This is a genomic window from Cecembia calidifontis, assembly GCF_004216715.1.
Classification (GTDB): domain Bacteria; phylum Bacteroidota; class Bacteroidia; order Cytophagales; family Cyclobacteriaceae; genus Cecembia_A; species Cecembia_A calidifontis.
Window position 1 is genome coordinate 1,133,708 of the sequence record NZ_SGXG01000001.1, and the last position, 19,872, is coordinate 1,153,579.

General features: G+C 41.8%; 15 protein-coding genes. 12 read left to right on the top strand and 3 right to left on the bottom strand.

The features are described 5' to 3' along the window. The first annotated feature begins 58 nt into the window (after window positions 1-58). From secA to BC751_RS04915, 10 genes are all read left to right on the top strand, one after another. A complete protein-coding gene (secA, locus tag BC751_RS04870) occupies window positions 59-3,439 on the top strand; it encodes a preprotein translocase subunit SecA (RefSeq protein WP_130274554.1) in 3,381 nt (1,126 codons plus the stop codon). 10 nt (window positions 3,440-3,449) lie between these two features. Beyond that, window positions 3,450-3,989 (top strand): hypothetical protein, encoded by a 540-nt coding sequence (locus BC751_RS04875; RefSeq protein ID WP_130274555.1) that lies wholly within the window; start codon window positions 3,450-3,452, stop codon window positions 3,987-3,989. Next, entirely contained in the window at window positions 3,976-5,166 is a 1,191-nt protein-coding gene (locus BC751_RS04880; RefSeq protein WP_130274556.1) for a M20 metallopeptidase family protein, read from the top strand. Before BC751_RS04875 ends, BC751_RS04880 begins: the two co-directional genes overlap by 14 nt. A gap of 161 nt (window positions 5,167-5,327) precedes the next feature. Further along, window positions 5,328-6,104, top strand: a complete 777-nt coding sequence (locus BC751_RS04885) for a S1/P1 nuclease (protein WP_130274557.1) — start codon at window positions 5,328-5,330, stop codon at window positions 6,102-6,104. Between the two features lie 95 nt (window positions 6,105-6,199). Continuing rightward, a complete protein-coding gene (locus tag BC751_RS04890; protein ID WP_130274558.1) occupies window positions 6,200-7,060 on the top strand; it encodes a histidinol-phosphatase in 861 nt (286 codons plus the stop codon). 32 nt (window positions 7,061-7,092) lie between these two features. Beyond that, on the top strand, window positions 7,093-7,743 hold the full coding sequence (locus tag BC751_RS04895; protein ID WP_207226839.1) for a hypothetical protein: 651 nt from the start codon (window positions 7,093-7,095) through the stop codon (window positions 7,741-7,743). A gap of 228 nt (window positions 7,744-7,971) precedes the next feature. Continuing rightward, window positions 7,972-10,236, top strand: coding sequence for an aminotransferase class III-fold pyridoxal phosphate-dependent enzyme (locus tag BC751_RS04900; RefSeq protein WP_130274559.1), 2,265 nt, complete (start codon window positions 7,972-7,974; stop codon window positions 10,234-10,236). Between the two features lie 254 nt (window positions 10,237-10,490). Beyond that, window positions 10,491-12,584 (top strand): ATP-dependent DNA helicase RecG, encoded by a 2,094-nt coding sequence (gene recG, locus BC751_RS04905; RefSeq protein ID WP_130274560.1) that lies wholly within the window; start codon window positions 10,491-10,493, stop codon window positions 12,582-12,584. 376 nt (window positions 12,585-12,960) lie between these two features. Next, a complete protein-coding gene (locus tag BC751_RS04910) occupies window positions 12,961-13,467 on the top strand; it encodes a hypothetical protein (protein WP_130274561.1) in 507 nt (168 codons plus the stop codon). Continuing rightward, entirely contained in the window at window positions 13,451-14,005 is a 555-nt protein-coding gene (locus BC751_RS04915; RefSeq protein WP_130274562.1) for a hypothetical protein, read from the top strand. Before BC751_RS04910 ends, BC751_RS04915 begins: the two co-directional genes overlap by 17 nt. 38 nt (window positions 14,006-14,043) lie before the next feature. Here BC751_RS04915 and BC751_RS04920 read toward each other — a convergent pair whose 3' ends face one another. After that, window positions 14,044-15,150, bottom strand: coding sequence for a Gfo/Idh/MocA family protein (locus tag BC751_RS04920; RefSeq protein WP_130274563.1), 1,107 nt, complete (start codon window positions 15,148-15,150; stop codon window positions 14,044-14,046). Between the two features lie 148 nt (window positions 15,151-15,298). Between BC751_RS04920 and BC751_RS04925 the strand changes: the two genes are divergently transcribed. Together BC751_RS04925 and BC751_RS04930 are read left to right on the top strand one after the other, a co-directional pair. Continuing rightward, window positions 15,299-16,195: a sterol desaturase family protein gene (locus tag BC751_RS04925; protein ID WP_130274564.1), complete on the top strand. Its 897-nt coding sequence runs from the start codon at window positions 15,299-15,301 to the stop codon at window positions 16,193-16,195. A gap of 28 nt (window positions 16,196-16,223) precedes the next feature. Then, window positions 16,224-17,156, top strand: a complete 933-nt coding sequence (locus BC751_RS04930; RefSeq protein ID WP_130274565.1) for a proline iminopeptidase-family hydrolase — start codon at window positions 16,224-16,226, stop codon at window positions 17,154-17,156. A 329-nt stretch (window positions 17,157-17,485) separates the two neighbouring features. Here BC751_RS04930 and BC751_RS04935 read toward each other — a convergent pair whose 3' ends face one another. Both BC751_RS04935 and BC751_RS04940 read right to left on the bottom strand, forming a co-directional pair. Further along, window positions 17,486-18,040: a gluconate 2-dehydrogenase subunit 3 family protein gene (locus tag BC751_RS04935; protein ID WP_130274566.1), complete on the bottom strand. Its 555-nt coding sequence runs from the start codon at window positions 18,038-18,040 to the stop codon at window positions 17,486-17,488. 35 nt (window positions 18,041-18,075) lie between these two features. Continuing rightward, window positions 18,076-19,776 (bottom strand): GMC oxidoreductase, encoded by a 1,701-nt coding sequence (locus BC751_RS04940; protein ID WP_130274567.1) that lies wholly within the window; start codon window positions 19,774-19,776, stop codon window positions 18,076-18,078. Window positions 19,777-19,872 lie beyond the last annotated feature (96 nt).

Sequence of the window (19,872 nt, forward strand, 5' to 3'; positions counted from 1 at the left end):
ATTACTATAATTAACAAAAAGGGCGTAATTTTAAGGCCCTATTTACCGTACTAAAGTTATGTTAGAAATTCTAGCCAAAGGACTGGCCAAAATATTCGGAACAAAGTCCGATAGAGATATAAAGGAATTATCGCCTAAAGTAGCGTTGATCAATGAGGCTTTCAATAAGTTAAAAAGCCTTAGCGACGATCAACTGAGAGCAAAAACCGAGGAAATCAAATCCATCATCAATGCCGACCTGAAATCCTTTGATGATAAGATCGCTTCTATTAGAGATCAGATCAATGCCCTCGATCCGGAAAAGGTACATGAAAAAGACGCCCTTTTCAATGAGATCGATAAAACCGAAAAGACAAGAGATGCGGCATTGGAAGTTGTCCTCGAAAAAGTAATGGTGGAAGCCTTTGCAATTGTAAAGGAAACCGCCAGAAGATTTAAGGAAAATGGAAAATTGGAAGTTACTGCCACCCTTTGGGACAAGGAGCTGGCTGCCAAAAAATCCAATGTTGAAATACAAGGTGATAAAGCCATTTGGCACAACCGTTGGATGGCTGCTGGAAGCGAAGTGGTATGGGACATGGTCCACTATGACGTGCAGTTGATCGGTGGTATGGTACTCCACAAAGGTAAAATTGCTGAAATGGCCACCGGTGAGGGAAAAACCTTGGTTTCCACCCTTCCTGCCTACCTCAATGCGCTTTCCGGAAGAGGGGTTCATGTAGTTACCGTCAATGATTACCTGGCCAAAAGGGACTCCGAGTGGAATGCACCGCTTTTTGAATTCCATGGATTGAAGGTAGATTGTATTGACAAATATCCGCCCAACTCCGACCAAAGGAGAAGGGCCTATGCTTGTGACATCATTTATGGTACCAATAATGAATTTGGCTTTGATTACCTCAGGGATAATATGGCGAGAGATGCGGGCGACCTGGTACAGGGCAAGCACCATTTTGCCATGATCGATGAGGTGGACTCTGTTTTGATCGATGATGCCAGAACGCCTTTGATCATTTCAGGTCCAGTACCAAGAGGGGATCAGCATGAGTTCATGGAAATGAAACCCCGGGTAGCTACCTTGGTGGAAGAACAAAGGAAATTGGTACAGGGATACCTTAACACTGCCAAAAAGCTGATTGCTGAAGGCAATGAAAAAGAAGGGGGATTGGCCTTGTTCAGGGCTTATAGGGGTATCCCTAAATATAAACCATTGATCAAATACCTTTCAGAACCAGGAATCAGGGTTATCCTTCAAAAGACTGAAAATTATTACCTGCAGGACAACAAACGCATGATGCCTGAGGCAGATGAGCCTTTGTTGTTTACAATTGATGAAAAAACCAATTCCGTAGAACTGACGGACAGAGGTATTGAAGCCATAACGCAGAAGAATGAGGATCCCAATTTCTTTATCCTTCCGGATATCGGTATGGCCATAGCCGAAATGGAAAAAAATCCGGATCTGGATGACAAGGAAAAACTGATCCGTAAGGAAGAAATCATCAAGGATTATGGGGTAAAAGCCCAAAGGATCCATACGGTCAATCAGTTGTTGAAGGCCTACTGTATGTTTGAGAAAGACACGGAGTACATCATCGTAGATGGAAAGGTGAAAATCGTAGACGAGCAGACTGGCCGAGTCATGGAAGGAAGAAGATATTCCGACGGTTTGCACCAAGCAATCGAAGCCAAGGAGAATGTTAAGGTGGAGGATGCTACCCAGACTTATGCTACGATCACCTTGCAGAATTATTTCAGGATGTACCACAAACTGGCCGGTATGACCGGTACAGCAGAAACTGAGGCGGGAGAGTTTTGGCAGATTTACAAATTGGATGTGGTTGTTATTCCTACCAATAAACCAATCATCAGAGAAGACAGGGAAGACAAAGTATATAAAACCGTCCGGGAGAAATTCAATGCGGTAGCCGATGAAATTGTTGAGTTGACCAATGCAGGTAGGCCTGTCTTGGTGGGTACCACTTCTGTGGAAATTTCTGAAGTACTCAGCAGGATGCTGACCATCCGCAAGATCAAACACCAAGTGTTGAATGCCAAGCAGCACGCCCGCGAAGCTGAAATAGTAGCGGAAGCCGGTAAGCCGGGGACCGTGACCATCGCCACAAACATGGCGGGTAGGGGTACCGACATCAAGTTGACTCCTGAATCCAGGGCAGCAGGTGGTTTGGCAATCATTGGTACAGAGCGCCATGAATCCAGAAGGGTGGACAGACAGTTGAGGGGTCGTGCAGGACGTCAAGGGGATGTCGGTTCCTCTCAGTTTTTTGTTTCTCTGGAAGACAATCTGATGAGATTGTTTGGTTCCGACAGGATTGCCAAACTCATGGACAGGATGGGTCTGGAAGAGGGAGAGGTGATTCAGCACTCCATGATTACCAAATCCATTGAACGTGCACAAAGAAAGGTAGAGGAGAACAACTTCGGGGTCAGGAAGCGGCTTTTGGAATATGATGATGTAATGAACTCCCAAAGAGAGGTGGTTTACAAAAGACGTAGAAATGCCCTTCTTGGAGAACGCTTAGAACTGGATATCCTGAATGTCATGTATGATGTCTGTGAAAGCATTATCGAGATGGCAAAATCCACAGGGGACATGGACAACCTGAGGATGAATATCTACAGTTCTTTGGGTATTGATCACCAGTTTACAGAAGATGACATCAAGAGCAAAGATGCCAAAGTGCTGACTCAGGAACTCTTTGATGCAGCTTATAAGAACTATGTAAGTAAAAATGAGCGTATCATTTCCAAAGCACTTCCGATATTAAAAGATGTTTATGCCCAGCGAGGTGCAACTGTAAAAGAAATCATGGTTCCTATCACAGACGGCATCAAACAGATCGGAGTGGTGATCAATTTGGAATCTACAGTCAAAAATGAAGGACGTGATCTGATCCGTGCCATCGAGAAAAATGTGACCTTGGCCATAATTGACCAAAACTGGAAAGAGCACCTAAGGGATATGGATGACCTGAAGCAATCTGTGCAGAATGCGGTCTATGAACAAAAAGATCCTTTATTGATTTACAAATTCGAGGCTTTTGAGATGTTCAAACGCTTTATCGGCAAGTTGAATGAGGATACCATTTCTTTCTTGGCAAAAGCTGAATTGCCCACCCAAGATCCAAGTCAGGTAAGGGCTGCGCAGGCTCCAAGACGGGAAGAGAATAATGTGAAAGCATCCAAAGAAGAAGTGGGAAGCTCACTGAATCCAGGTGCAGGTAGGCAAGCGGCAGCTGCAGTAGCCAACAGAACTGCATCCCCACAAGTCGTAGCACCCCGCAAATCAGAAAAGACTTATGGTCGAAACGATAAAGTCTCTGTGCAATATGCAGATGGTAAACTTCTCAAAGACGTTAAATATAAAAGTGTCCAGCAGGATGTGGAATCAGGAAAATGTGTGATCATTGAAAATTAATCTAGAGATAATGAAAAGGTCATTACTGGGCAGCTTTGTCTTGGTATTTGTGTTGGGTTCCTGTGCTACGGTGAAAAAAACAGGAAGTGGAGCAGAGGCTTTTGCCAATTACCGGGAAGATCTCAGTGAAACCCTCATTACATTCCCTGATTTAGCAGAACAGGCCAATAAACAGGATGCTTCTGCATCTGGGGAGAGTCAACTTGCTGTGGATGCAGATTTGAAAATTGCCCTGGAAAAATTTAGGAATGGCAACCGTTCAGAAAGAACCTGGAATGGCTTCACAGTTTTAGTATATAGCGGAGTTGACCGGGACTTGGCATTCAAAACGAGAAATGATATCTATTCCGCCTTTCCCGAAATGAAAGTGGATATGCAATACCAACAGCCAAGATACTTGGTTAAAGTAGGAAAATTCATCAACCGTATAGAAGCTCAGGAATATTATCATCAATTGAAAGCACAATTTCCAACTTCAAGGATTATCCAGGACCGGTTCCAAAGAGAAGGATATGTGAATCCAGACCCGATACAGGATGGTGAAAGATAAAATCAAGGCATTAGCCAAAGCATATAAATCAGAATTTATTGCCAATAGAAGGTATTTGCATGCCCACCCTGAGCTTTCTTTTCAGGAGTTCCAGACAGCAGCTTTTGTGGAGGAAAAACTCAAAAGTATAGGAATTACCCAAATAGAAAAAAAAGCCAATACAGGTTGGACAGCGCTGATAGAGGGCAAAAACCCCGCTTCTAAAACCATTGCCCTACGGGGAGATATGGATGCGCTACCAATAATAGAGCAGAATGATGTGCCTTATAAATCCACCAATCCAGGTGTAATGCATGCCTGTGGGCATGATGTGCACACCGCCTCATTATTGGGTGCTGCAAAAATCCTCCACGAAATCAAAGAGGATTTTGAGGGTACCGTCAAACTCATTTTTCAGCCCGGAGAAGAACTGATTCCCGGAGGGGCCTCCCTGATGATAAAAGACAAGGCGTTGGAAAACCCGAAACCTTCCGGTATAATTGGTCAACATGTAATGCCCTTGATTCCTGTAGGTAAAGTAGGTTTCCGAAAGGGGATGTACATGGCGAGTGCGGATGAACTTTATATCACGGTCAAAGGCAAAGGAGGTCATGGCGCCATGCCGGAAACCTTGGTCGATCCTGTTTTGATCGCTTCCCATATGATTGTGGCCTTACAACAGGTGGTAAGCAGGAATGCCTCTCCCAAGATTCCTTCAGTTTTGTCTTTTGGTAGAGTGGAGGCCTTGGGTGCGACCAACATCATCCCCAATGAGGTTAAAATCCAGGGCACTTTCCGAACACTTAACGAGGAATGGAGATCCAAAGCCCACCATCAGATGGTGCAGATTGCCAAAGGCATTGCCGAAGGCATGGGCGGAGAAGTGGACTTTGAGGTCAGAAAGGGATATCCTTTTTTGAAAAATGCAGAAGCACTTACCGAGAGGGCACAAAATGCTGCAGTGGATTATCTTGGAGCTGAAAATGTGCTGGATTTGGATATTTGGATGGCTGCGGAAGATTTTTCCTATTACACCCAGGAAATTGATGGCTGTTTTTACCGTTTAGGTACCCGAAATGAAGCAAAAGGTATTATATCAGGAGTACACACGCCAACCTTTGATATTGATGAAGATGCAATGGAGATTGGCGCCGGTTTGATGGCTTACATTGCTGTAAATGAATTAAAATCAAAGTGAAATATGCTGGCATTTAGCTGGCGAAATTTACTTGCGTGAAATAATTAGGAATAGATATTGGATACCAGCTCCACGATTTTGGGGATATTACCTGTTTCAATCCTATTTCTTCAATATTTCAATTTATTTCCACCGTATATCAAGCTTATATCAATCAAAATATGAAAATTACCAAACAGTTGACACTCGCCATTTTATTGGTCATCAGTACACAGACCAGTTCTTTTGCCTGGGGAGCTATTGGACACTATGTTATCGGGAAATTGGCTGAATGGCAAATGAAGCCCCAAACCGTAGAGAAAGTTGAAGCCATTTTGAATAAGGAATCCATTTCAGGTGTGGGAGTTTGGATGGATAATATCCGCTCAGATAAAAAGTATGAGTATACCTACACCTGGCATTGGGTGACCACAGCAGATGGGGAATATGATCCAAGCATTCAAGAGCCTACCGGAGATGCCTATGGCATATTTTTGAATATAAAAGAAACATTGAAAAAAGGGGGACTGAATCCTGAGGAGGAAAGAGACCTGCTCCGCATGCTGATCCACATTGTAGGTGATTTACATCAGCCATTTCATGTTGGCAAACCGGGAGATCGTGGAGGCAATGATGTTAAAGTCAGTTATTTCAACAAAGAAACCAACATCCATGCAGTTTGGGATACCGACCTGATCGAAAATAAAAAGATGAGTTATTCAGAGATCGCAGCAGAACTTCAAAAAAGAATCAGTCCGGAACTGATAGACCAATATACTTCCAAAACCCCTGCAGATTGGTTGAGAGAAGCTGTAGCCATCCGTCCGGCCATGTATGATATCCCTGCCAATGGCAGAATCGGTTATGACTACATCTACAAGCATTACCATCATGTAGAGGAAAGGTTGATGGCAGCGGGTATCCGTCTTGCACAAGTTTTGGAAGAAATTTATGGTTAATGTCTTGATTTACCAGAAATTACCAGCTAACCGGCATCCTAAGATGCCGGTTTTTTTGTATCTATGTAAGGAACTAACAATCTTGAACTTACCCTATGGCCTGGACCAATTACCATAGCCACTTCAAATACTGTGATGGTGTCGATGAAATAGATAAGCATATCCAACAGGCCCTTAAGTACGGAGTGAAAAGCATTGGCTTTACTTCCCATTCCCCGGTTCATTTTGAGAATAAATGGTCTATGGACAGAAGGGATTTACCTACCTATTTAAAAGAGGTTGAAGAAGCCAAAGTCCAATATGCTGGTCAAATCGAAATCTATAAAAGTCTTGAAATTGATTATTTCCCAGATAAGGCAGGATTAATTGAAACTTTTAGAAAAGATTTTAACCTGGATTACACGCTGGGATCGGTACATTTTGTTGATACCTTTGCGGATGGGAAGCCATGGGAAATAGATGGTCCTCTTTTGACCTTTGAAAAAGGATTGTTGGAAATTTTTAGCAATGATATCAAAAGAGCCCTGAAGCGGTACTTCGAAATTACCATCCATATGTTGGAGCAGGATTGCCCTACTATCCTCGGCCATGTGGATAAAATCAAAATGCAAAATCATAACAAATTCTTTTTTGATGAAGAGCGTTCTTGGTATCGGGATTACCTTTCCCAAACATTGGAAGCAGCAGCCCAATCAGGAACCATAGTGGAAGTAAATACCCGAGGACTATACAAGAAAAGGGCTTCGGAAACCTATCCCGGGAGATTTGGCTTGCAACGGCTAAAGGAATTGAAAGTCCCTATCTGCCTTAATGCTGACAGCCATCATCCCAAAGAAATAATAGGTGAATATGAAAATACGGTTGTATTCCTGAGAGAGTTAGGTTTCAAAGAGTTGATGGTTTTGAAGGATAATGTCTGGCAGGCGAGGCCATTTGATCAAAGTGGAATAAAATGATGAATGCCAATATTCATTTTCGGTAAAAGCTTATGATAGAAATCCCTGAATCCAAAACACTGAGTAGGCAGGCAAGCCAAGTCTTTATTGGCAAAAAAGTTGTCAAAGTGTTCCCCCCAACCCATACCCATAAATTGGTTTGGTTTGAAGGAGATCCCAAAGATTATCCCAGACTGCTGGAAGGAAGAAAAGTCATCTCTGTTGAAGGTCATGGGGTGTTTGTGGATTTTCGTTTTGAAGAAAATGTTCATTTGACGGTCAGTGATGGAACCATCCTCAGATATTATTCCAGTTTAGTAGAAGCCCCTTCCAAATACCAATTATTGATAGTATTTGAGGATGAGAGTTGCCTCGTATTTACGGTGGCCATGTATGGTGGGATTATGGTCTATCAGGGCAAACTTGAAAATAAATACCATTTAGGAAGTCTGCAGGCAATTTCTCCTTTGGATGATGCTTTTGATCAGACGCATGTTTATGAAATTTTGGATGCTGCAAAAGACCTTTCTGCAAAAGCACTTTTGGCTACGGAACAAAGAATTCCCGGACTAGGCAATGGAGTTTTGCAGGACATCCTCTTCAATGCCGGAATTCACCCTAAAAGAAAGAAATCAAGTTTGTCTGAATCTGAAAAGGAGAAACTTTTCCAAAGCCTTAAATTGACTCTAAAAAAAAATGAGTGATCAGGGGGGAAGGGATACGGAGAAAGATCTTTATGGAAAAAACGGGGGTACAAAACTATACTCTCAAAAAATACCTTTGATCATCCCTGTCCCAAATGTGGAGTAAAAATAGTAAAAGAAGCATATATGGGAGGAGCTGTTTATTATTGTCCAAACTGCCAGAAATTGTGAAGGGCTTTATTTTATTTTTTTTCCTGATATTGTATTGGATTTAAAAGAGCCTTCCCCATGCAGGATTTGTTAAAAGTTGCTTTTGGTTTCCACTCGGTGGAACTTAAAAAATTGAATGGATATGATAATATCAACTATCTGGTGGAGACAGATCGGGGAAAATTTATTTTTAAAACTTATCCGTTCAATAATGAGACCTTCGATCTTGTACAGACGGAGACAGAGGTTCTCCATGCCCTTCAAAAAAACTTCAATGGTAGGATTCCCTGTCCTGAACCCTTTTTAGATGGTCAGTTTGTAAAATTGGAAGAATGGGGAGGTCAGCAACTGATATGCCGTTTGCTTACATTTTTAGAAGGTGATTTTCTTGGAAATTTGGAGCCATCCACCTCTGCTTATCGAGAACTGGGTGGTTTTCTTGCTACATTGGATATGGAGCTCAGTAAGCTTAACAGCTATATACTCCAATCCAGAAAATGGGAATGGGACCTGCAATATTTGGAGCTCATCCAAAAATACCTGGATGATATCCCTTCTCCAAAAGACCGAAATACGGTAAAGTACTTTTTAAAGCAATTTGAAGAATTGGTAAGACCAGAATTACCTCATTTACGGAGGGCGATCATTTACAATGATGCCAATGAATGGAATGTGATGATAAATCGGGAAGGTCAAATAACTCTGATTGACTTTGGGGACCTGGCTTACAGTCCTTTGATCCATGAGTTGGCAGTTGCCATGACCTACACTGCTTATGACAAAGAAAATTACCTTGAATGGTCTTTGGAAGTGCTTAAGGGATACCATGAAAAGATTCCCCTTACCGAAAAGGAACTTAGCTTGTTGTATTACCTGATTGCAGGTAGGCTGTGTATCAGTGTATGCAATTCGGCCCATGCCAGGAAAATTGATCCTGAAAATGCCTATGCGTCCATCAGTGAGAAAAATGCCTGGAAGATGCTCTATGGATGGCTTAAGCTAAACCCTCGACATGCAGAAAATGAATTTAGGATGGCCGTAGGTTTTGAACCGCTACCGGTGAGAACTTTGGAAGAAAGTCTGGCTTATCGCCATCAATACCTGAGCAAAATCTTATCGGTAAGTTATTCCAAACCAATCCAAATGGAAAGGGCTGCTTTTCAGTACATGTACGATGCCCTGGGCAATACTTTTTTGGATGCCTACAATAACATTCCCCATGTTGGCCATTCCCATCCCAAAGTGGTGGAAGCAGGGCAAAGACAGATGGCCAAACTGAATACCAATACCCGTTATTTGTATGATCTTTTGCCGCAATATGCTGAAAAGTTGCTTTCCAAATTTCCTCCCTCCCTGAACAGGGTGTTTTTTGTGAATTCAGGAAGTGCGGCATCTGATCTTGCCATACGCCTGGCCAAATGGTATACCGGAAGGGAAGGCATCATGGTCATGGAACATGGTTACCATGGCAATACGCAGATCTCGATTGATATTTCGGACTACAAATTCAGCAATCCAAAGGGTCAGGGACAAAAGGATCATATCCTGAAAGTTCCCATTCCGGATGCTTACCGTGGAAAATACAGTGATGAGCTTGAAAAAACAGGCAAAAAATATGCAGCGGATGCCCAAAAATTGATGGATGGATTTTCCTATCCCATTGCGGCATTTATTTCCGAACCTATCGTGGGTTGTGGAGGACAGGTGCCTTTGGCACAAGGGTATTTGAAAGAAATTTATCCTGCCATTAGGGAAAGAGGAGGACTATGTATTTCCGATGAGGTACAGACGGGATTCGGTCGGGTTGGCGACTATTTTTGGGGATTTGAGCAGCATGGGATAGTGCCGGACATGGTGATATTGGGCAAACCCATGGGAAATGGGCATCCTATGGGTGCGGTGGTCTGTACCCAGGAAATTGCGGAGTCATTTGAAAAAGGAGTTGAGTTTTTCAGTTCCTTCGGTGGGAACCCCGTTTCCTGTGCCATAGGTTTGGCTGTCTTGGAGGTCATGGAGGAAGAAGCTTTACAGGAAAACGCCAAGATCGTGGGCAACTATTATAAATCCCTTTTTGAGGAATTGCAGCAGCAATATGCCTGTATAGGAGATGTCAGGGGTTCAGGTCTTTTTCTTGGGGTGGACCTGGTCAAGCCCGGAACAAAGGAGGAAGATGAACAGTTGGCAAAATTGATTAAAAACCGCCTTAGGGAAAAATATATCCTGATCAGTACAGATGGTCCTAAGGACAGTGTCTTGAAAACCAAACCCCCTTTGATTTTCACAAAGGAGAATGCTTTGCAGGTGGTAGAGGAAATGGATCATTTTTTGAAAAGGATCATTTGATTTCCTTTTTTATTAGGGAAAATCTGGATTTGGTCAATGTATTTATTCCAATTGGAATTGCTTTAAGAATTGCCATGGGGTAAGGATTAGATGAGCAAGCAAAAAAAGAAGGAAGACAAATTCCTGTTAAATTAAAGACCTAAGGTTTTATTTCCATCATCAGGTATTGGGAACATTAAACTCTTAAATAAAGTAGACTACTTTGTATATCTCTCTGTGGGGATTATTTTGCATAAAATAAAACTCAAAACTCCTTGTCCGGTTTTTTTGATACCAAAATTGAATTCCTTCGTGGTGTAGGACCACAGAAAGCAGCCTTGATCAACAAGGAGCTGAACATTTTTACCTATGGAGAACTGATCCAGCATTACCCCTTCCGCTATGAGGACAGGACCAAGTTTTACAAAATCCATCAAATCACGGAGGACTTGGAAAATGTGCAGGTCATTGCAAAAATCCGTTCCATAGAAACCTTAGGGGAAGGAAGAAAGAAAAGATTGGTGGCCCATATTTATGATGAAACCGGCGAAATGGAACTCACATGGTTCAAAGGCCTGCAATGGGTTGAAAAAAAACTAGTGTTGGGAGTTCCCTTTGTATTTTTTGGTAAGCCCAACCGCTATGGGCGGAAATTCAGCATTGCCCATCCGGAGATGGAGCCCCTTTCCCAGGTACAGGAGGAAAAAAGCTTCTTTCAACCAGTCTATTCAACAACAGAGAAATTGAGGGCAAAGTATTTGGATTCCAAAGGTATCTCCAAAATCATGGAGGGTTTGGTCCAGGTTGCCTATCCCCAGATTCAGGAAACTTTGCCGATTGATATTTTGCAGCGTTTTAACCTGATTTCCAAACGGGATGCCCTCAAACAGATCCATTTCCCTGACAATCCTGAAATCCTTAAAAGGGCCCGGTTCAGGTTGAAGTTTGAGGAGTTCTTTTTCGTTCAGCTCAGGCTATTGAAGCTCAAACTGACCCGTACCGAAAAATCCCATGGGCAGGTATTGAATCAGACAGAGCTGTTGACCAAATTTTACAAGGAGCATTTGCCTTTCCAACTTACTGAAGCCCAGAAGCGGGTAGTGAGGGAAGCGTACGCCGATATGAAGTCAGGGAAGCAGATGAACAGGCTGATTCAGGGAGATGTAGGTTCTGGCAAGACGATGGTGGCTTTTATCTGTATCCTCATTGCCATCAGTTCTGGTACCCAGGCATGTTTGATGGCACCTACTGAGATTTTGGCCAACCAGCATTATGAAGGCCTGAAGGAATATGCCGATCTCATGGGCCTGAACATTGCTTTGCTGACAGGATCCACGAAGAAATCTGCCAGGAATGTAATCCATGAAATGCTGCGATCAGGAGATTTGCATATAATAATAGGAACGCATGCACTGTTGGAAGACGTGGTGCAGTTCAGGAATCTGGGTTTGGCCATAGTAGATGAGCAACACCGTTTTGGGGTCGCCCAGCGTGCCAAACTCTGGGCCAAAAATGAGCATTATTATCCACATGTTTTGGTGATGACGGCTACCCCAATTCCACGGACCTTGGCCATGACTTTGTACGGAGATCTGGATATTTCGCTCATCGATGAATTACCTGCGGGCAGAAAACCCATTCAAACTGTTCACCGCTATGATAAAGACCGGCTGAAGGTGTTTGGCTTCATGAGGAAGCAAATCCAGGAAGGGAGACAGGTCTATGTGGTTTATCCTTTGATTCAGGAATCTGAAACCATGGATCTTAAAAACCTCATGGATGGGTACGAAAGCATCTGTAGGGCATTTCCGGAATATCCGGTGAGTATTGTGCATGGGGATATGAAGCCGGCGGACAAGGATTTTGAGATGCAGCGGTTTGTCAAGGGGGAGACCAAAATCATGGTAGCTACTACTGTCATTGAGGTGGGGGTAAATGTACCCAATGCTTCAGTGATGATTGTGGAAAATGCAGAAAGGTTTGGATTGTCCCAGCTGCACCAGCTAAGGGGAAGGGTTGGCCGTGGAGCCGATCAGTCGTATTGCATCCTCATGACCAAATATGAACTGTCCAAAGACAGCAGGATCAGGTTAGAAACTATGGTCAGGACCAACAACGGCTTTGAAATAGCGGATGTGGATCTGAAACTCCGTGGCCCAGGGGACTTGATGGGTACGCAGCAGAGTGGTTTAGCGGATTTGTTGATTGCAGATTTGAGCAAAGATGCTCCTATACTCACCATGGCCAGAGATGCTGCAGAACAATTGCTCCAGGATGACCCGGAACTTGTAAAGCCCGAACATAGCATGGTGCTCCGGCAGATCAGAGCCCAGAAAAAGCATGAAATCAACTGGAGTAGGATTTCATAAGTAAAATAGAAACAGACAAGGATTTTTTGTCGATAGGAGAAACGTTCATCTCTATGAAAAGATGTTTTAATTCAAAACAATTGTTAAGTTTTGACTTAGCTATGGGTCAAAATAAAATGGATGAAATGAGTGGCACAATACGGAATAATTTTTTTAAATTTAGTAAGCTACTTAGGCTAACAAAAATATGGGACTGCAAAGGTTTTTTTTCCTTTTATTCATACTTGGCTTGTCCTACTTATGTATTTCTTGCTATCCTGTATATTTTTCACAACCTCAGCCTATAGATGCCGAAAATAAATATCATTTCCCCAATTCCCTTAGAGGAAAATTTACTTTTGAAGATGGGTTTGCTGTTGTAAAAAAGCGTTCATATGTGGAGTTTGAAGAATATGCTTATAGTATTTTAATATGTAAGGATTCAACCCTTTTCAAGAAAATTGACCAAGCTTCTTTTCCAAATCCCCAAGGTTCCCTTAAAGTAAGGGCAGGATCGTTATCTTTTCACAAAATCGGAACTGAAAGTTTTGAACTGAGTGAAAATAAATTTTTAAGGAAGGTCAGCAGAGAAATATATGTATTGAATAGAAAAGATTCCATCATCTGGCAGGTAAACCCTATTATCATAGGACCCTTAAAAAAAATCGATGTTTTATATCTTAGTGATGATAATGTCCACAACAGTTATCTACAATATTTGGGCAAATTTATATTTTTAGACGTAGGTTTTACCAAAGAAGAGTTACTTCAAAGGATAAACGAAGGTTTATTTGACAATTATTATAGAACTTACCATAGGAGCAAAAAGCGATATACTACCTACTCGGTATTTGTTAAAAACAAGGAGGTATCAAAAGGGGAGGTAAATGATGAAATGGAATAGATGGACAGTGGCTTTAATTTTACTCATGGGTTCTTGTCGCGGGATATCCCCAAACTTTCAGGACAAAGACATGTTATCAGACAAGCCTCAGCCTTCCCTGAGAAAAAACCGCTATACTTTTCCTAAGGAATTGCAGGGGATATGGATTTATGAGAATTTTAAAGGTTATGACAAAAACTTTGATATTGATAGTACATGGATTGACCAGAATACCTTCATCAATATAAATTATAGCTTGAATACTCTTTCTTCTGAAGATCAAAAAGAAGCTCAAATTTGGGAGATCAAAAAAGGAACTTTGGCAAGAGTTAATGAGAAGTTGGATACCATTTTATTTGAAAATAATGGTATGCAAAAATATTCATTTGATAGTGCAGGGAATCTCATCGTATTCAAAAAGACCATTCATCAACTGGTGCTACATGAAAACCTATTTTTGAGGAAGGTAAATAAGAACACGTTTGCGCTTAATTATAAATGTCCGGATTGCAATGGTTGGAAAGTGACTTTAATCCAACCCCAAGATTTAAGTTGGTAAAGATCAATTAAAGTTTTGTGTTTTAAAAAAGGGTGCCGTTAAATCAGCACCCTGTTTCCTGTTTCAGCGGATTCCAAAATCGCTTCCACGATACGGATATCCCTTAAGCCTTCTTCTCCAGGTACGAGTAAAGGTCTCTTTTCCATAATGGCAAGCGCATCCTGATCCATTTGGTTGGCCTGTTGCCAGGGGACTTCATAAGGGAAATTGAATTCGCCCAGGGGACTTTTTCCCTTATTTCCGGCATAAGCTTGGAATGGAGCCATTTCTATGGTCCCCTCCTCACAACGGATATTGAGGAAATTCACATTTTCAAAAAAGCTGGTTTTGATATTGCCTATGGCACCGTTTGGAAATTCAAGTACGGCTTCAACTACCTCACCCAATCCGTCTTTGTAAATTTCAGGTCTTTCGGCATAGACTTTTGCGTAAGTTACCGCAACAGGTTCCATATTAGCCCCCAATCTGGCCCCTTGGATGGAATACACCCCCATATCATAGATTACTCCACCTCCCATTTCCCTTTTCTGTTTCCAGTGGTCCGTCCGGTTTTCCCGGTATCCTGCGGCGCAATCAAGCCCCAGTACTTTTCCCAGTTTTTCACCTTTTACAATGTCCTGAAATGCTTGGGTATTGGGTTCATGCTGTAAGCGATATCCAATGGACAAGGTCACGTTGTTGGCTTTACAGGCATCGATCATGGCCTGACATTCTTGCACCGAAACAGCCATGGGTTTTTCGCACCAAACATGCTTACCTGCATTGGCAGCACGGATGGTATATTCCATATGCATAGAGGGCGGTAGGACTACATAGACCACATCGATATCGGGATTATCCTTGATACGGTCAAAATTTTCATAATTGTAAATGTTTTTGTCAGGGATATTGTACTTGGCTTTCCAAGCTTCAGCTTTGGAAGGTGTGCCGGTTACTATTCCTGCCAGGTAACAATGTTTTGTTTGTTGAAGGGCAGGCGCCAAAAGGTCTGTGCTGTAATATCCCAGTCCGACAAGGGCCACGCCTAATTTGTCCTTTTTCTTTTCCTCCGACTTGCAGGCCATTAGGCCAAAGGGGGAAACCAAACTTAGACCGGCTCCTATAGCCAGGGTTTTAATCGTGTCTCTTCTGTTTATGGTGTTCATAGGAGTAGGATTGAAAGATAGGATTACAATTTAATATTTTCTTTGGATCGATTCAAATGGGGATATTATGAAAGAATTCCTTTAAATCTCCTAAAAATTTCTGTATCTTAGAAGAATACAGAAAAATTTTTGTCACTCATCCATCATCATGTCAAAAGAAAAATTAACCCTCGATCAGGTTTTATCTCTCGATTTACCCAACATCATCTTTTTTGCTGCACCGATCATGATCGGATTGGTTGTTTTGGAATGGTATTTATCCTATAAAGAAAAGAAGGATTTTTATGATGGCAAGGATACCGTTGCGGCTACTGTAATCGGTTTGGTGAATGTAGCCATGAGTGCCGGATTAAAAGTAGTGACATTTGGTGTTATATTGTTTTTCTATAACCTTGTTCCCTGGTCTTTTCCCAATACTTGGTGGGCTTATGTGCTCTGCTTGTTGTGGTTGGATTTTTGGAGGTATTGGGCGCACAGGATCGCACATGAAAACCGGTTTTGGTGGGCCACCCATGTCACCCACCACAATTCTGAAAAATACAATTGGTCGGTTTCCTTTCGATTGAGCTGGACGCAACATATCAAAATCATTTTCTTTATACCGGTGGCCTTGGCCGGATTTCATCCTGTTATGTTTTTTATCGTTCATCAAATAGCCGTTTTATACCAGTTTTGGATCCATACCGAATATATCGATAAACTGCCTAGACCGATAGAGTATATTTTCACTACTCCATCCCATCACCGGGTTCACCATGCTTCCAATGAAAAATATTTGGATAAAAACTATGGATCCACCTTTATCATTTGGGATAGGTTATTTGGGACATTTATGCCAGAAGAAGAAAGGCCCGCTTATGGCCTGACCAAACAAGTGAATTCTTACAATCCGGTTACCCTGAATTTTCATGAATGGGTGGATATTTTCAAGGATGTCAAAAATTCCAATTCACTAAAGGAGGCCTACGCAATGGTATTTACCAGGCCAAGTGAGCTTCAGGAAGTGAAAGCCAAGTTCAAGGAAAAAGAGCGAATAAAAGTTTAAATTTACAATGCATCTCTTATGACATAACATGAAAAGAATTCACCTAGTCATCGTCCTTTTATTCCTGTTTTTTTCATGTACCGGTAAAAAGAGCCTTGTTTCCAAAGAAGGATATGTAGAAGTGGAGGGGGGAAGGATCTGGTATGAAGTATTTGGTTCGGGTCCAAAATCTCCTGTTCTATTACTCCATGGTGGTCCTGGTGGAACAAGTTTAGGTTTTGAGCCTTTGAAGGAATTGGGTTATGATGGTCCGATTGTTTTTTGGGATCAACTGGGTTCAGGAAGGTCAGATGCATTGATGGATACTTCCTTGATGACCATAGAGAATTATGTGGATCAGGTAGAAAGATTGAGAAAGCATCTGAACCTACAAGATTTTGTACTATACGGGCATTCCTGGGGAACCATGCTGGGTATGGATTATTATTTGACCTATCCCGATGAAGTCAAAGCCATCATTTTCAGCAGTCCACTTTTCAGTACCGATTTATGGATAGCTGATGCAGACACCTTGATCGCCACCTTGCCGGATTCTGTTCAAAAGATTATTCGTTACCATGAATCCAGGGGAAGCTATGGGGATCCGGAATATATAGAAGCCACCCAATTGTACTATAGCCTATTTGTTACGCGAAAAGAAAGGCCTAAAGTTGACAGGAGTCATCTTAACCTGGTATCAGGAGAAAATATTTATCTCTATATGTGGGGGCCTAGTGAATTTACCTCCACAGGAACTTTAAGAAATTATGACCGTCTTGAATACCTGCCACAGATCAAAGTGCCTGTTCTGATGATGACTGGAGAATTTGATGAAGCTAGACCAAGTACTGTTAAATATTACCACAGTTTGGTGCCCGATTCCCAGTTTGCAGTGATTCCCGGTGCTGCACATAGCACTTTGAATGATAATAAGGAAGAGACTTTGAAGGTGGTCAGGAAGTTTTTGGAGAAGATAAATTAGCAGTCAATCCAAGAGTTGTTTATGAAGTTGACCTGGCTTTTTTCGAACCCTATATGGAATAGCTGAATTCCATAATTTGTTAATTAGGCTGGTTGACCAGCGCAATTTGTATAAATTAGGCTAATCAGGTAGCGCAATTAACAAAATATTACGATCAGGCAACTCTTTTCAAATTGACCGGCTTAACAACGGTCCATTTAAAAATAACCAGAAATTTAAAACAGAAGAGTTTATTGATCTTCTGGGAAAAGAATAGCCTGACTTGAAAATAACAGGCACTTAATTCTGACATTTTTAAAAAAGAAGCAAGAAGTTGAAAATTATCGGCATTAACCTGCCCAGGCTTTTTCTCCTACCTGATAGGGAACACATCCTTCATACCTTCCAGGAATGGGATTATAGCGAAGCGCTTTTGTCATTCCGGGTTCGGAAGTAAAATATCCCCAGATGGTCAACCGTTTGATCATAGCAAAATAATGGGGATTCTCTTCCGAATGCCTACTTTTGGCTTCCTGATCAAGTTGATGAAGAAGTTCAAATTTTTCCTCCCCGCTCATTGTCATAAAAGATTTATCAAATTGTTTTTGGCACAAATCTTTGAAAGTACTTAAACCTTCACTGAATATTTTCTGCTCTTCTTCACTGTAACAGTCGTTGACAATGGTTCTAATAAAATCACCGATTTTAGCGGCTTTGGCTCCTGGGGAATCTTCCGTCTCCGGCAAAATCACCTCCCCTATTTCATCCAAAAGAGAAATGATTTCTTTAGAGAAAACCATTGAATTTTCAGTTTTTGAACCACAGGCAGTTAGAAATGACTGGGAACCTATCACCACTCCACCAAATAAAGATGCGGTTAACTTTAAAGCTTCTCGTCTATCCATGTGTCAGTTTTTTAATTGAGCATTTCCTCATTGTCTTACAGTTTGCCGGTAAAAAATTGATCCGCTGCATAATTTGCTGCCCTTGCAGTAAGTGCCATATAAAGAATGGATGGGCTTTGGTTACCGGTACTGGTCATACATGCCCCATCGGTCACAAAGACATTTTTGCAATGATGCAATTGGTTCCATTCATTCAATAATGAATCTTCTGGACTTTTTCCCATCCTTACGCCGCCCATTTCATGGATATCCAATCCCGGTGCCTGATGGTTGTCGTAAGCATAGATATTTCTACAGCCTATTTTTTCCAACATTTCCCGGCTTTGCTGTAGGAAGTCAGCAATCATTTTTTCATCATTTTCATCGTAAGCCACATCGGTTACCAACAAAGGAATGCCCCAGGCATCTTTTTTATCTTTGCTTAAATAGACCCTATTGGAGGCTTTGGGGATGGTCTCTCCCTGCATATACATATATACATGCCAGTCTCCTGCTTCTGAAAGTGCCTTTTTAAAATCAGCACCCAACTGGGGAACATTTCCCGGTAAACCTTCTTTTCTCACCCGATAGGCACCTGCAAAGGTTGTAAAGCCTCCAAAATAGTCCATTTCTTGATGGTAAAGGTTTCTGTAATTTGCCAAAATTGTCTCTGTAGGGTTTTTTCCATAGACATATTTGTCTTCAAATCCATCAATAATGCCTCCTGCCCAACCGCGGTAAAGGTGGAAACAAATGTATTTGCCTAATAGTCCATTGTCATTTCCCAATCCGTTTGGAAACCTTTTGGAAACAGAGTTAAGTAAGATAAGGTTGGTATTCAAAGCAGAGGCATTCACAAAGATGATATTGGCGGTAAACACCATTTCCTCCTTGGTAATGGCATCAATAATTTTCACACCAGAGGCTTTTCCGGAGGATTCGTCATATTGAATGGAATGCACTACTGAATTAGGCCTGATTGTAAGGTTTCCTGTACTTTCCGCCCAAGGCAAGGTAGAGGATACTGAGCTGAAATAACCCCCAAAAGGGCAACCTCTCATACAAAGGCTTCTGGCCTGACACTTTCCTCTTCCTTGTTGGATATGTATTTCTTTTGGTTGGCTCAAATGTGCCCACCTGCCCTGTACCAGGTGTCTATCTGGATAATGTTCTTTGATTTTATCTTTCATGTGTTTTTCCACACAGGAAAATTCGAATGGAGGCAAAAACTCTCCATCCGGCATGGCATCTATTCCATCTTTGTTGCCACATATACCCACGAATTTTTCCACATGTGAATACCAAGGGGCGATGTCATCATAACCTATTGGCCAGGCAATCCCATATCCATATTTTTCGGGTGCTTTGAACTCAAAATCGCTCCATCTTTGGCAGGCTCTCCCCCAGGTCAGGGATTTACCCCCCACTTGATAACCCCTGATCCAGTCAAATGGCTTTTCCTGAATGTAAGGATGATCTGCATCTTTAATAAAAAAATGTGCCGTATCTTCTCCAAATCCCGCAGCTTTGCTGATCAAAGGGTTATTTTCAAGAAATTCACGGCTCATCTCACCCCGATGCTGAAATTCCCAGGGAGACATATTGGCAGTGGGATAGTCTTTATTGTGCTTGATATCCCTTCCCCTTTCCAGTACCAGGGTTTGGAGTCCCTTTTCGCATAATTCTTTGGCTGCCCAACCACCAGAAATGCCGGAACCTATTACAATCGCATCAAAATGATATGATTCGTGCTGCATGGAAGAATAGTTTCTGTTGAATTTATAAACTATTCAGAAAACTTAGGTATGACATTTTATTTTTGGTTAAAACTAATGACGGCTTGGGGCAAATGA

What these genes read in the sequence shown, in the direction of transcription:
- BC751_RS04900 (WP_130274559.1), top strand. Translation starts at nt 7,972, where the DNA reads ATGCAGGATTTGTTAAAAGTTGCTTTTGGTTTCCACTCGGTGGAACTT.
- BC751_RS04880 (WP_130274556.1), top strand. Translation starts at nt 3,976, where the DNA reads ATGGTGAAAGATAAAATCAAGGCATTAGCCAAAGCATATAAATCAGAA.
- BC751_RS04940 (WP_130274567.1), bottom strand. Translation starts at nt 19,776, where the DNA reads ATGCAGCACGAATCATATCATTTTGATGCGATTGTAATAGGTTCCGGC.
- BC751_RS04895 (WP_207226839.1), top strand. Translation starts at nt 7,093, where the DNA reads ATGATAGAAATCCCTGAATCCAAAACACTGAGTAGGCAGGCAAGCCAA.
- BC751_RS04925 (WP_130274564.1), top strand. Translation starts at nt 15,299, where the DNA reads ATGTCAAAAGAAAAATTAACCCTCGATCAGGTTTTATCTCTCGATTTA.
- secA (WP_130274554.1), top strand. Translation starts at nt 59, where the DNA reads ATGTTAGAAATTCTAGCCAAAGGACTGGCCAAAATATTCGGAACAAAG.
- BC751_RS04885 (WP_130274557.1), top strand. Translation starts at nt 5,328, where the DNA reads ATGAAAATTACCAAACAGTTGACACTCGCCATTTTATTGGTCATCAGT.
- BC751_RS04875 (WP_130274555.1), top strand. Translation starts at nt 3,450, where the DNA reads ATGAAAAGGTCATTACTGGGCAGCTTTGTCTTGGTATTTGTGTTGGGT.
- BC751_RS04930 (WP_130274565.1), top strand. Translation starts at nt 16,224, where the DNA reads ATGAAAAGAATTCACCTAGTCATCGTCCTTTTATTCCTGTTTTTTTCA.
- BC751_RS04890 (WP_130274558.1), top strand. Translation starts at nt 6,200, where the DNA reads ATGGCCTGGACCAATTACCATAGCCACTTCAAATACTGTGATGGTGTC.
- BC751_RS04915 (WP_130274562.1), top strand. Translation starts at nt 13,451, where the DNA reads ATGATGAAATGGAATAGATGGACAGTGGCTTTAATTTTACTCATGGGT.
- BC751_RS04920 (WP_130274563.1), bottom strand. Translation starts at nt 15,150, where the DNA reads ATGAACACCATAAACAGAAGAGACACGATTAAAACCCTGGCTATAGGA.
- BC751_RS04935 (WP_130274566.1), bottom strand. Translation starts at nt 18,040, where the DNA reads ATGGATAGACGAGAAGCTTTAAAGTTAACCGCATCTTTATTTGGTGGA.